Origin of the sequence: Pseudonocardia adelaidensis (assembly GCF_039543345.1) — a bacterium.
GTDB lineage: Bacteria > Actinomycetota > Actinomycetes > Mycobacteriales > Pseudonocardiaceae > Pseudonocardia > Pseudonocardia adelaidensis.
Genome location: NZ_BAABJO010000026.1, coordinates 74,198 through 86,719 on the forward strand (window position 1 = coordinate 74,198; position 12,522 = coordinate 86,719).

The 12,522-nt window shown below is 72.8% G+C and carries 9 protein-coding genes; 3 read left to right on the plus strand and 6 right to left on the minus strand.

Features of this window, described 5'->3' with window-relative positions:
• Positions 1–3: 3 nt before the first annotated feature.
• The 5 genes from ABEA81_RS29230 to ABEA81_RS29250 all read right to left on the minus strand — a co-directional run bounded on the left by ABEA81_RS29230 (position 4) and on the right by ABEA81_RS29250 (position 8,487).
• Positions 4–1,392 (minus strand): MFS transporter, encoded by a 1,389-nt coding sequence (locus ABEA81_RS29230; protein ID WP_345609290.1) that lies wholly within the window; start codon positions 1,390–1,392, stop codon positions 4–6.
• Positions 1,393–2,505: 1,113 nt separating this feature from the next.
• Entirely contained in the window at positions 2,506–4,284 is a 1,779-nt protein-coding gene (locus ABEA81_RS29235) for a thiamine pyrophosphate-binding protein (protein ID WP_345609292.1), read from the minus strand.
• Between the two features lie 4 nt (positions 4,285–4,288).
• The gene (locus tag ABEA81_RS29240) at positions 4,289–5,785 is read right to left on the minus strand and encodes an aldehyde dehydrogenase family protein (RefSeq protein WP_345609294.1); all 1,497 of its coding nucleotides are present in this window, start codon (positions 5,783–5,785) and stop codon (positions 4,289–4,291) included.
• Positions 5,782–7,509 (minus strand): thiamine pyrophosphate-binding protein, encoded by a 1,728-nt coding sequence (locus ABEA81_RS29245; RefSeq protein ID WP_345609296.1) that lies wholly within the window; start codon positions 7,507–7,509, stop codon positions 5,782–5,784. The genes ABEA81_RS29240 and ABEA81_RS29245 overlap by 4 nt, the downstream gene beginning before the upstream one ends.
• A complete protein-coding gene (locus tag ABEA81_RS29250; protein WP_345609299.1) occupies positions 7,510–8,487 on the minus strand; it encodes a cupin domain-containing protein in 978 nt (325 codons plus the stop codon). It abuts the gene before it with no gap.
• Positions 8,488–8,567: 80 nt separating this feature from the next.
• Between ABEA81_RS29250 and ABEA81_RS29255 the strand changes: the two genes are divergently transcribed.
• Both ABEA81_RS29255 and ABEA81_RS29260 read left to right on the plus strand, forming a co-directional pair.
• On the plus strand, positions 8,568–9,692 hold the full coding sequence (locus ABEA81_RS29255) for a cupin domain-containing protein (protein WP_345609301.1): 1,125 nt from the start codon (positions 8,568–8,570) through the stop codon (positions 9,690–9,692).
• Between the two features lies 1 nt (position 9,693).
• The gene (locus ABEA81_RS29260; RefSeq protein ID WP_345609303.1) at positions 9,694–11,235 is read left to right on the plus strand and encodes an ethanolamine ammonia-lyase reactivating factor EutA; all 1,542 of its coding nucleotides are present in this window, start codon (positions 9,694–9,696) and stop codon (positions 11,233–11,235) included.
• Between the two features lie 13 nt (positions 11,236–11,248).
• On the opposite strand, the gene ABEA81_RS29265 is transcribed toward ABEA81_RS29260, so the two are convergent.
• Positions 11,249–12,028 (minus strand): FadR/GntR family transcriptional regulator, encoded by a 780-nt coding sequence (locus tag ABEA81_RS29265; RefSeq protein ID WP_345609305.1) that lies wholly within the window; start codon positions 12,026–12,028, stop codon positions 11,249–11,251.
• Between the two features lie 135 nt (positions 12,029–12,163).
• Between ABEA81_RS29265 and ABEA81_RS29270 the strand changes: the two genes are divergently transcribed.
• Positions 12,164–12,487, plus strand: a complete 324-nt coding sequence (locus ABEA81_RS29270; protein ID WP_345609307.1) for a 2Fe-2S iron-sulfur cluster-binding protein — start codon at positions 12,164–12,166, stop codon at positions 12,485–12,487.
• The last annotated feature ends 35 nt before the right edge of the window (positions 12,488–12,522 follow it).

A 12,522-nucleotide genomic window follows, 5' to 3' on the forward strand; every position in this document is an offset into this window, starting at 1 on the left:
TCTCTACGACAGGACCGGCTCGCGGGCAACCGGGACCGCCGGGCGCAGCCGCACCGCCACCGCGGCCGCGCTCAGCGCGACCAGCGCGGCGCAGGTGCCCATCGCCGGGCCGAAGCCGTCGACGAAGGCGGCGGGGGAGGCGTAGCTGCCGGTGCCGGTGAAGACCGCGACGAACACCGCGAGCCCGAGCACGCCGCCGAGCTCGCGCAGCATCGCGTTGACGCCCGACGCCGTGCCGATGTCCGCGGCCGGGACGGCGCCGAGCACGGCGTTGGCGGTGGGCGCCAGCGACATCGACCCGCCGATGCTCGTCACCAGGAACGGGACGACCAGCTCGCCGTAGGGCATCCCGGGCCGGGCCACGAGCACCGTCCAGCCGATCCCGGCCGCGATGGTCAGCAGCCCGGCGACGATCAGGGGCCGGTTCCCGATCCGGTCGGCCAGCCGCCCGGCGAGCGGGCCCAGCACGATCAGCGTCGACGTCCACGGCACGAGGCCGATCCCGGCCTGCAGCGGGGTGAGGCCGAGGCCGGTCTGCAGCAGCTGGGCGTAGAAGAAGAGCCCTCCGAAGATCGACGCGAAGAGCCCGGCCGTCGCGACGTTCCCGGCCACGAAGCCGCGGCAGCGCAGCAGCCGCATCGGGAACATCGGCTCGGCGGCCCGCCGCTCCCATGCGACGAACGCCACGAGCGCCGCGCCGCCCAGCGCGAGCGCCCCGAGCACCTCCGTGCTCGCCCATCCCACCGCGTTGCCGCGGGCGAGGGCCCAGACGACGCCGAGCACGGCGCCCATGACCAGGACCAGCCCCCGCACGTCCAGTGCGGTGTCGCCACCGCGGCTCTCGTCGCACTTCGCGAGGATCAGCGGCAGCACGACCAGGCCGATCGGGACGTTGAGCCAGAAGACGAACTCCCAGCCGACGGTGTGGGTGATCACGCCGCCGAGGCCGGGGCCTGCCAGCACCGCGATGCCGGATCCGCCCTGCAGGATCCCGATCGCGCTGCCCCGCCGCTCCGCCGGGTAGGCAGCGCTCACCAGCGTCATCGCGAGCGCGCTGACGAACGCGGCACCCGCGCCCTGGACGGCCCGCGCGAGGACGAGGACCACGACACCGGGCGCCGCGGCGCAGGCCGCCGACGCCACGGTGAACAGGGCGATCCCGGCCGCGAACATGCGGCGCCGCCCGTACCGGTCGCCGAGGGCCGCCGCCGGCATGAGCAGCACGGCCATCACGAGGTTGTAGCCGTTGACGGTCCACTCCAGCTGTTCGGCGGTGGCACCGAGGTCGGCCTGGATGGTGGTGAGCGATGCGGACACGACGAGCGCGTCGAGCGCGGTCATCAGGGATGCGACGGCGGCGAGCGCCAGCACCCATGTCCTGCGGTACGCCATGATCGTTCCTCTCGGTGGGCAGCGACACCATGGCGACAATCGAGATGCCCCGGAATCGACATGCGGCGGTGCACTCGGACGATCGGGCGGGAGGGCCGGCATGCGCGGCTGGTACCGGGGCGACTGCCACGTGCATTCGGTGCACTCGAACGGTGGTGAGCTCACACCGGAGCAGCTCGCGGCCGCCGCCCGCGCGGCCGGGCTGGACTTCATCGCGACGACGGAGCACAACACGGCCGGCGCCCACGGTGCGTGGGCTCGACACGCCCGCGTCGACCTCGCCGCCGCCCACGCCCACTTGTCGCAGGTAGAAGCGGCTCAAGCAGCTACCACTGCGCCGGCGGCCTACTTCGCCCGGCAGACCACATCCACCAGGGCTGGCCCCGGATCTCCAGCACGTGGGCGGCGGCGTGCCGCACCGTGTCCTCCCCCGCGTCCTCCACCGCCGAACCCGGCGGACGGACGGGCCGTCGGCTGGCGCCACCCGGACGGGTTCGGCTCGCCGTACCACGGAAGAGCGCGCACATGCCCGCCGTCGCAGCGCTCCTCCCGATCGAGCGCGCTCCGAAACACCCGCATCATCGATATACGGTCTGCGACCCCACTACGTTTGTGTGATCGTCAGCGTCGACCGAATGGAACTTGACCGCCACCGATGCGGTACCGCCAGGAATGTCTGCCGGAACGACGGGGTAAGAAGCCGCTTCGACCACGGCGCGGCGGCAACGCTACTCGAGAATGCAATCGCAGTACCTGCCAGTGTGACCGCGATCCTCCGCATGGACTCCTCACCCCTTCTTCATGACCGGCACCGAGCGGGCGACCGCCGGCCCATCGGTATCTGCCGCCCGGCCGGTTGAAACTGCACGTCGAAATCAGCGCTGCGCGCAGTACCGGCAGCTTTCCGCTCCTTCGACTCCCACACCCACCGGCCGGCCCCGGCGCCTGGCCGGCCGTCGCGGCGACACTGCCATGGCAACGGAACCACCACCCGCAGACGGAGGTCGCGCGTCCTCACACAGGAGGACATCGTGGAGGCGAAGCTCGTGTCCGACGTGGCGTCCACCAGCGTGGGCCCGCGCCTACGGGCCCGCGGGCGGCGCCCTGGTAGGCCTACTTCGGCTGGCAGACCACGTCCACCAGGGCCGGCCCGCCCGTCTCCAGCACGTGGGCTGCGGCGCGGCGCACCGCGTCCTCCACCGCCGACGGGTCGGTGACCGGCCCCTCGGCGTGCCAGCCGAAGCCGGTGGCGATCGTCGCGAAGTCGGGTGCCGGGTCGGAGATGGCCATCCCGATATGCGCACGCTCGACGGGGGTGCCGCGCTGCGCGGCGAGCTTCTCCTGGTGCTCCCAGTCGTTGTAGTACGCGCGGTTGTTGTACATCACCACGAGCAGCGGCAGCCGGTAGCGGCTCGCGACCCAGAGTGCGCCGACGTCGAACATCAGGTCGCCGTCGGGCTGCAGGTCGACGACGAGCCGGCCGGTGCCCTTGTGCGCGAGGGCGACGCCCAGCGAGATCCCGATCTGGGCGGCGGTGCCCAGCTGCTTGCCCGGGTGGCGATGCGGGGCGTCGAAGTCCCAGAGCCGCAGCGCCCACTCGGCGGCGGTGCCGGCGGTGAGCACCCAGTCGTGCTCCCGCACCACGTTCCAGACGGCGGTGGCGAGCTGCGCGGTGGCCACCGGCGTCTCCCCGGCGACGTCCGCGGCCTGCTGCGCCCAGCCCGCCCACGCGTTCTCGTGCACCTCGGTGAGCCGCCGGATCCACGCCGCGCGCTCGGTCGTGCGCCGCTCGTCGTCGCCGGTCAGGAGCGTGCGGCACTCCTCGAGCAGGAGCGGGAGCGCGACCGCCGTGTCGGCGACGACCGCGTGGTCGGCCGGGATCTGCTGGGCGTAGTCCTCGCTCCAGGACGAGGTGCCCAGGTCGCCGAAGCCGATCGAGAGCACCCGGCAGTCCGGCGCCAGCCGGGAGACGGTGCGCCGTGCCAGCCGGTCTGTCCGGTGCGTGGGCTTGACCATGTCCTTGACGTCGACGAACAGCACGCAGTCGGCCTCGTCGATGGCATCCGTGTCGCTCACGCACAGCGGGTGGCGGGTGGGGAAGTTCAGCCGCCAGTGCGTGTCGATCGCGCCGATCCCCACCAGCTCGGCGAGGTCGACCAGGTGCCCGAACGAGTCGGGGTCGCGGCCCGGGTAGGCCAGCACCATGACCGGCTGCTTCGCCGCGCACAGCTCGCGCGCGAGCGCGCGCAGCGCCGCCGGCTCGGGGGCCACCGGTGCGGGCGCGGCGGCGAGCGCGCCGACGTGGTCCACGGGCACCGGTTCGGCGACCGGGTCCTCCTGGAGGCCGGCGTCGAGGGCGACGTAGGTCGGCCCGGCGGGTGCGGTGGTGGCGATCCGGTACGCGCGGGCGAGCACCCCCGGCACGGACTCGATCGAGCGCGGCTCGTGGTCCCACTTCGTGTACTCGCGCACGGCCTGGCCCTGCACGTTCGCCGAGTGGATCCAGTCGATGTAAGGCCGCCGGCGCTCGTGGTCGGCCGGGCCCGATCCGCCCAGGACGAGCACCGGGGCGCGGTCGATGTAGGCGTAGTAGACGCCCATGGTGCCCTGCAGCAGGCCGACCAGGTCGTGCAGGAGCACGCCCATCGCGCGCCCGCTCGCCTTCGCGTACCCGTGCGCCAGCGCGACGGCGATCTTCTCGTGCGGGCACTCGATCATCTGCATCTCGTCGCCCGCGTAGTTGACGAGCGAGTCGTGCAGCCCGCGGAACGAGGAGCCCGGGTTGAGCGCGATGTAGGGAAGGTCGAGGCGGCGCAGGGCGTCGGCCATGACGTCGGAGCCCCAGACCGGCTTGTCGTACGGTGCCCAGGAAGGATGGGCGCTGTTGGCCATCGGGTCAGCTCCAGTCGGGGTCGTCGGCGGGGAGCGTGATCGTGATCGTCTTCTCGCGGGTGTAGGAGAGCAGCTCCTCGTGCGAGTTCTCCTTGCCCAGCCCGCTCGCCTTCCAGCCGCCGAAGGGGGAGCCGGGCGGGCGCCTGCCCGTTCCGTTGACGTAGACGTAGCCGGCCTGCAGCCGGTCGGCGAGCCGGTGTGCGACGCGCAGGTCGCGGGTGTAGACGTTCGCGGTCAGCCCGAAGTCGGTGTCGTTGGCCCGCCGGACGGCGTCGTCGAGGTCGGAGAAGCCCATCACGGCCATGACCGGCCCGAACACCTCCTCGCGGGCGATCGGCATGTCGTCGGTGACGCCGGTGAACACGGTGGGTTCGACGAAGTAGCCGCGGTCGAGCCCGAGCGGGCGGGACCCGCCCGCGGCGACGGTCGCCCCGCACGCCTTCGCCCGCTCGATGTGGTCGAGCACGCGCTCGTGGTGCGCGGCGAACGCGACCGGCCCGACGTCGTTCTCCTCGTCGCACGGGTCGCCGACGCGCAGCTCGCGCACCCGCTGCAGCAGCGCCCCGGTGAACGCCGCGCGGATGCTCTCGTGCACGTAGATCCGGGACGTCGAGCCGCAGGACTGGCCGTTGCTGCGCGCGATGTTCATGCTGGCGACCGCGGCGCGGGCGGCCGTGCGCGGGTCGACATCGGGGCAGACGATCAGCGGGTTCTTGCCGCCGAGCTCGAGGGTGACGTGCGCGAGGTTCTGCGCGGCGGCGGCCATGATCCGGCGCCCGGTCGGCACCGAACCGGTGAACGCCACCCGCTGCACCCCGGGGTGCGAGACCAGCGCCGCGCCGAGGTCGGCCCCGGTGCCGGTGAGGACCGTGAGCACGCCCGGCGGGAGCACCGCCTCGGCCACCTCCGCGAGCGCGATCGCCGAGAGCGACGTCTGCTCGCCCGGCTTGACGATCACGCTGTTGCCCGACGCGAGCGCGGCGGCCGCCTTGCCGCACGCGAACTTGAACGGGTGGTTGAACGGCACGATCCGCACGACGACGCCGTAGGGCTCGCGCTGGGTGAACGAGACGGTCTCGGCGCCGGTGGGCGTGCTGGCGCCGTGGGTCTGCCCGGCGAGGCCCGCGTAGTAGTGCAGCTCCCGGACGGTGGACTCCAGGTCGCCGCGCATGCCCGCGATCGGGTTGCCGCTGTCGAGCGTGTCCAGCGCCGCGAGCGGCTCGGCGACCTCGGCGACGGCGGCCGCGAGGTCGCGCAGCAGCGCGGCGCGCGTCGTCCACCCCAGCGCCCGCCAGGCCCCGGAGGCCTCCTGTGCGGCCCGCACGGCGAGGTCGGCGTCGGCGGCGCCCCCGGCCGGCACGGTGCCGAGCAGCTCCTCCGTGGTGGGGTCGACGCAGTCCAGCCGGGCGCCGGATGCCGCCTCGCGCCACTGCCCGCCGATCGACATGAGGGCGTGCACCGGCGGCTTGCCCCGTTCGACGTGTCCCAGCACCCGGGTCATGCCGGCTCCGTTCTCACGTGCACGACGGCGAGCCGGCCCTCCTGGGCCGCGGCCAACGCTTTGGTGAAGGCGCCCGGGAGGTCGCCCGGCTCGGTGACGGTGCCCGCCGTCCAGCACCCGTAGGAGGCGGCGAGCCCGTCGATGTCGACGGCCGGGTCGGCGATCCGCATGCCGATCCAGCTGTTGGCCTCCGGCCGCCCCCGCTCGCGGGCGACCGCGGCCTGGTGCGGCTCGTCGTTGTAGAACGATCCGTTGTCGTTGACGACCAGCAGCCCCGGGATCCGGTAGTGGACGGCGGTCCACAGCGCGCCCGCGGCCATCAGCAGGTCGCCGTCGCCGACGATCCCGACGCCGAGCAGGCCGCGGTCGCGGGCGGCCAGCGCCCCTCCGACGAACGCCCCGGGCCCGTACCCGACGCCCCCGCCGCCGGAGTGGCCGAGGTAGCTCCCCGCGCCGGGCAGCTCCCAGACCCCCTCCGGCCAGCTGCGGGTGTTGCGCAGGCAGAGCAGGTGCGGGACGTCGCGCACGACCGACCAGAGCTCCGCGACGAGGCGTGCGGGCGCGATCGGACGGGCGTCCGAGGGCACCGGGAGCGCGGCCCGCGTCGCCCGGACCTGCGCGACGACCCGCTCGCGTCGCGCGGCGGCGTCCGGGGCCCGCTCCCGCAACGCGGCCACCAGCTGCCGCGCCCCGGTCACCGGGTCGGCGAGGAGCTGGGCCGCCCGCGGGAACGGGGTGGAGAATGCGTTGCTCCACGACCGCTGGTCCAGGTGCCCGGTGGAGACGTCGACGATCGACGGCTGCGGGACGGGCGCACTTCCGCGCCCCCGGCCGCGGCGGCGCAGCCGGCCGGGCACGTCGGGCACGCCGATCGCGAGCACGACGTCCGCGCCGGCGAGCCAGCTCGGGTCGCCGGTGCCGTTCTGCGGGTGCGTGGTGGGGAAGGAGACGCTGTTGCGGTCCTCGACGTAGGCGGCCCCGAGCAGCTCCACCAGCTCGACGAGCACGGGCGTGGCCGCCGGGTCCCAGTTCATCGGCCCGGCGGTGACGACCGGGCGGCGCGCCCCCAGCAGCACGTCGACGGCCCGCGCGACGCTCGCCCCGTCGGCGGCCGGGGGCGGGGCCGGGGCGTGCCGCGCGAGGTCGGGGAGCGGCACCGGCTCGGTGAGCGCGGCCTCCTGCACCCCGGCGTCCAGCGACACGTAGGCCGGCCCGCGCGGAACGCTCGCGGCGCGCCGGTGGGCGGCCAGGACGTCCGCGACGAAGGCCGTGGGAGTGGCCGGTTCGGCGTCCCACGTGACGAAGTCGCGCACCAGCTCGGCCTGCGTGGTGGCCGAGTGGGCCCAGTCGATCGGGCGGCGCAGCGCCGGGTCGACCGGGCCGCTGCCGCCCAGGACGAGCAGCGGCACCCGGTCGCAGAACGCGTCGTAGACGGCCATCGAGGCGTGCATGAGCCCGACGAGGTCGTGCACCGCGGCCACGCCCACCTGGCCCGACCCCTTGGCGTAGCCGTGGGCGAGCGAGACCGCGATCTCCTCGTGCAGGCACAGCAGGAGCTGCGGGTCGGTGTTGCCGCCGTGGTTGACCAGCGAGTCGTGCAGCCCGCGGAACGACGAACCCGGGTTCAGCGGGACGTAGCGGGTGCCGAGCGCGCGCAGCACGTCCACCACGAGGTCGCTGCCGTATGCGGCGGGGCCCGGAGCGAATCCGGAGGGCCGCTCCACCTAGAACACCTTGACGTTGTCGTAACCCAGGTGCTTGAAGAGCCGGTTCTGGAAGCTGAGCAGCCGCAGCGGGGTGCCGTCCGCCGCGAAGTGCTGGGCAACGGTGTTCTGCGGGACGTAGAGGACGTCGCCCTGGGCGAACTCGTGGCGGGTCGGCTCGAGCGCGATGTGGGCGTAGTACCGCTCGGCGATCTCGGCCTGCACCTCCCAGTGCAGCGAGTAGCCGTCGCCTGCGAGGGCGTAGAGCACCTCGTCGGCCATCTTCCAGTACCGCGGGGTGGACCCACCGGCATCGATCGCCCACTCGAACGCGTCCACGCTGAACAGGCGCGCGTGGTCGGTCTGCGGGCTGGTCATGACGCGGACCCGGCCCAGCTCGGTGTCCTCCCACACCGTGTCCTCGACGCCGATCACCTTCCTGCGGTCGAGCACGCCAGGGGTCCAGATCGCCGACCAGTCCTCGCGCGGCCCGAACGCGTCGGGCCGCTCGACGGGCCCGCCGCGGCCCTGCTGGAGCAGGCCGAGGAACATCCAGCTGCTCTTGGCCTTCACGACGAGGGCCAGCGCCTTCTCGTCGTACGGGTTGAAGTGCCGGTGCACCGAGTCGGTGTGGACGAAGACGAAGTCGCCGGTCTTCCAGTCGTACCGCTGGTCGTCGTGGATCTCGTAGCCGGCGCCTTCGAGGATGTAGAACGCGGCCTCGTTCTGGTGGCCGTGCCCGCGGTTGCTGCCGTGCGCGTCGATCTCGACGAAGTGCACCTGCAGCGTCTGGGTCAGGAACTCCTCGTCGCCCGGCCCGATCCGCCACCAGGTGCGCGACTTCTTGGTGGTGCTGTTGTGGGCCACCGCGTCGCCGTGGTCGGTCACGAACTTCTCGTCCCGGACCCTCGGGTGGGAGAGCTGGCGGCGGCGGAACGCCTCGAGCTCGTACTTGTCGGACTCCAGGCCGCGCACGAACACGCGTCCGTCTTCACCCACGGTGGCCTCCTCGGCGCCGCTCGACGATGAAGGTATAGTGGTTAGACCAATAGACGTCAAGCTTGCTACTGTGCCCTGCCATGGCCAAGGACGCGCTCGTCACCGATGACCTCGCCGCCAAGTTCGCCACCGAGAAGGACTCCCCGTACACCCGCTGGGTCGCCGCGGAGGGGCTGGACATCATCGCCGCCCACTACGTGCCCGACCTGCGCACCGTCGAACTGAAGCCGTGGGCTCGGCGCGGCGGCCGGGGCGTCTTCATCAACCACGAGGCGACGCGCACCTCGAACGACTGCTACGTCTGCGAGATCCCGCCCGGCGGCGAGCTGGCCCCGCAGCGGCAGCTCTTCGAGGAGATGATCCTCGTCCTCGACGGGCACGGCTCCACGCGTGTGTGGAACGACGCCGGCGCCGAGGTGAGCTTCGAGTGGGGGCCCGGTTCGCTCTTCGCGATCCCGCTCAACGCCCACCACCAGCACTTCAACGGGTCCGGGCAGCAGGCAGCGCGGTTCGTCGCCTCCACGAACCTCCCGCCGGTCCTCAACCTCTACGACGACGTCGACTTCGTGTTCGGCACGGCGCACGACTTCCCGAACCGCTTCGCCGGCGAGCCCGACTACTTCGCCCCGAAGGGCGAGCAGAAGGGCTTGCTGCTCGACACGAACTTCGTCGCGGACGCTGTGAACCTCCCGCTGATCGAGGCGAAGGAGCGCGGCGCGGGCGGCGGGCACATCCGCTTCGCGATGGCGAAGGGGTCGATGAACAGCCACATATCGCAGTTCCCGACCGCCACGTACAAGAAGGGGCACCGGCACGGCCCGGGTGCCCACGTGATCATCCTGTCCGGCGAGGGGTACAGCCTCATGTGGCCGGAGGGCGAGGAGCCGCGGCGCTACGACTGGGGCCCCGGCTCGCTGATCGTCCCGCCGAACATGTGGTTCCACCAGCACTTCAACAGCGGCACCGAGCCCGCCCGCTACCTCGCGTTCAAGCACGAGGTGGTGTCGGTCCGCAACGCGCAGGGCGTGCCGAAGGCCTGGATCAGCATGCGCATCGGCGGCGACCAGATCGACTACGCGGACGAGTCACCGGTCGTCCGGGAGACGTTCCGCAAGGCGCTGGCCGAGCACGGCATGGAGCCGCGGATGGACGCCGCCTACGAGGCCGAGCGCGCGACGCTCCCGCCGAAACCGGTCGCGGTCTGAGGTGGACCCGGTCTACGCGGCCCACGTTCCGGACCACGACCACGATCACGACGACGAGCCGCTGCCGATCGAGGACAACCCGATCTGGCAGCAGGACAACGTCACCCTGGTGAGCGTCGGGATGGACATCGGTTCCTCTGGTACGCAGGTCGTGTTCTCGCGGCTGCACCTGCGGCGGATCGGGGAGGACCTGACCAGCCGGTACGTGGTGGTCCGGCGCGAGACGACCTACCGGTCCCCGGTGGCGCTCACGCCCTACGCGAGCGGTGAGCACCTCGACCCCGACTACATAGACGCCGAAGCGCTGGGCGTGATCATCGACAAGGCCTACGCCGAGGCGCGCGTCGACCCGGAGGACGTCGACACCGGGGTCGTGATCCTCACCGGCGAGGCGCTGCGGCGGCGCAACGCCGAGGCGATCGCCGGGATCCTCGCCGACCGCGGGGGCACGCTGGTGACGGCCACCGCGGGCCACCACATGGAGGCGATGCTCGCCGGGTACGGCTCGGGCGCGGCGAAGGCGTCCTACGACAGCGGTGGGCGCATCCTGCTGGTCGACGTCGGTGGTGGCACCTCGAAGCTGGCGCTGCTGGAGGCCGGGCGGGTGGTCGCGACCGCGGCCGTGCACGTCGGCGGCCGGCTCCAGGTGGTCGACGAGGCGGGCACGATCGTCCGCCTCGAACCGGCGGGCCGGGAGCACGCCGCCCGCGCCGGCCACCGGTGGCGGCTCGGCGACACCGCGCGCGAGGACGAGCTGGAGCGGGTCGCGGAGGCCATGGCGGACGTGGTCGTCGGGGCGGTGACCGGCGGACCCGGGGCCGGCCCGTTCCTCCTCACCGACCCGCTGGGCGACGTCGGCCCCGTCGACGGGGTCATGTTCTCCGGCGGGGTGGCGGAGTACGTCTACGGTCGCGAGCAGGCCCGGTTCGGCGACCTCGGGCAGCCGCTCGGCCGGGCGCTGCGGCGCCGCGTCGACTCGGGCGCGCTGCCGTGGCCACTGCTGCCGGCGGGCGAGTGCATCCGCGCCACCGCGCTGGGTGCATCCGAGTACAGCGTGCAGCTCTCCGGCAACACCTGCTGGATCTCCGACCCCGACGCCCTGCTGCCCCGGCGCAACCTGCAGGTGCTGCGCCCCGCGTACGAGCCCGGGGAGGACGTCGACAGCGCGGCGGTGGCGGCGGCGATCCGCCGCCACCTCGCCGCGCTCGACGCCGGGGTGACCGACGTCGCGCTGGCGATGACGTGGACCGGGCCGCCACGCTACCGGCGCCTCATCGCCTTCGCCCGCGGCCTGCGCAACGGCCTCGCCGACCGGATCGCCGAGGGCAGGCCGGTGTACGTCGTGCTCGACGGGGACGTCGCCATGACGCTGGGCCGCCTGTTGCGCGAGGAGCTCGGGGTCATGACGGGCGTCCTGGTCGTCGACGGCCTCACCCTGCGCGACTTCGACTACGTGGACATCGGGCGCGTGCGGTACCCGTCGAACACCGTGCCGGTGACGATCAAGTCGCTGGTGTTCGAGGCGGCCCCGCCGAGGGGGTAGCGGTGGACCCGCGTCAGCCGATGCGGGCCGGGTCCTCCGCGCCGGAGACCCGGGATGCGGTGCGGGTGAGGTGGACCCGCATCAGCTCGGTGGCGCGCTCAGCATCGCGGGCGGCGAGGGCGTCGACGAGGGCGCGGTGCTCCTCGACGCCGAGTCGGCCGTGAGCGGGCTCGCTGGAGCGGGCCTCCTGGAGCGACCGGATCATCGGGTCGTGGAGCGACTCGGCGAGCAGGGTGATCGCCCGGTTGTGGGTGGAGCGGGCGAACCGGGAGTGCCACTCGGCGGACAGGGTGAGCGGGTAGTCGTCGGACTCGAGGGCCGCGCTGCTGCGGTCGCATATCTCGTAGAGCTCGGCGATGTCCTCCTCGGTGGCGCGCTCGCAGGCGAGCGGCACGAGGCCCAGCTCGAAGACCATGCGCGCCTCGGTGACCTCGAGGGCGGACAGGCTCGACAGGGAGATGAGGTCGGCGATGCCCTCCCCGACCATGCGGCTGCTCGGCGCGGTGACGAACGCTCCGCCGCGGGCGCCGACGCGGATGTCGACGAGGCCGTTGGCCTCCAGCACGCGGAGTGCCTCACGGACGGTGACGCGGCTGACGCCGAACCGTTCGCAGAGTTCGCGCTCGCTCGGCAGCCGGTCACCCGCTGTGAGCTGTCCGGACCGGATCAGCAGGCGGATCTGATCGACGATCACCTCGGAGATGCGGCCGACGCTGACCTTGCTGAGCAGGTCACCCTTGTTCGGCGCGGACCCGCCGTCCGTGGATGGGGAGGTGGTTCCCGGCCTCGTCACTCACGCATTGTATGCCTTTACGGACAGTCGACGGCGGCGGCACGGCTGGGCACGAACGTCACGAATCGTGGCGCTGGTTCTCGCACCAGCACCGTGGTCTAATGGACAGACCAAGCGAGAGAGGACGTCCCAGCCGTGCCGAAGGTGATCTACGTCGGCGCCGACGGTCAGGAGTTCGCCGTCGATGCCGTGGTCGGCGAGTCCGTCATGGCCACCGCCGTGAAGAACGGCGTGCCCGGAATCATCGGCGAGTGCGGGGGCAACGCGTCCTGCGCGACCTGTCACGTCTGGGTGCGCGAGGAGTTCGTGGCGGCGGTCGGGGAGCCGAACGACATGGAGGAGGACCTCCTCGACCTCGCGGTCTCGGAGCGGCGCGCCGGGAGCCGGCTCTCCTGCCAGGTCGCCGTGAGCCCCGAACTCGATGGGCTGACGCTCGACGTGCCTCCTGTGCAACCCTGAGGGCGTTGCTGTAGGTATAACGGTTAGTCCACAAG

Excerpts from the sequence above, each read along its gene's own strand:
- ABEA81_RS29230 (WP_345609290.1), bottom strand. The coding sequence starts at position 1,392 with ATGGCGTACCGCAGGACATGGGTGCTGGCGCTCGCCGCCGTCGCATCC.
- ABEA81_RS29240 (WP_345609294.1), bottom strand. The coding sequence starts at position 5,785 with ATGACCCGGGTGCTGGGACACGTCGAACGGGGCAAGCCGCCGGTGCAC.
- ABEA81_RS29255 (WP_345609301.1), top strand. The coding sequence starts at position 8,568 with ATGGCCAAGGACGCGCTCGTCACCGATGACCTCGCCGCCAAGTTCGCC.
- ABEA81_RS29235 (WP_345609292.1), bottom strand. The coding sequence starts at position 4,284 with ATGGCCAACAGCGCCCATCCTTCCTGGGCACCGTACGACAAGCCGGTC.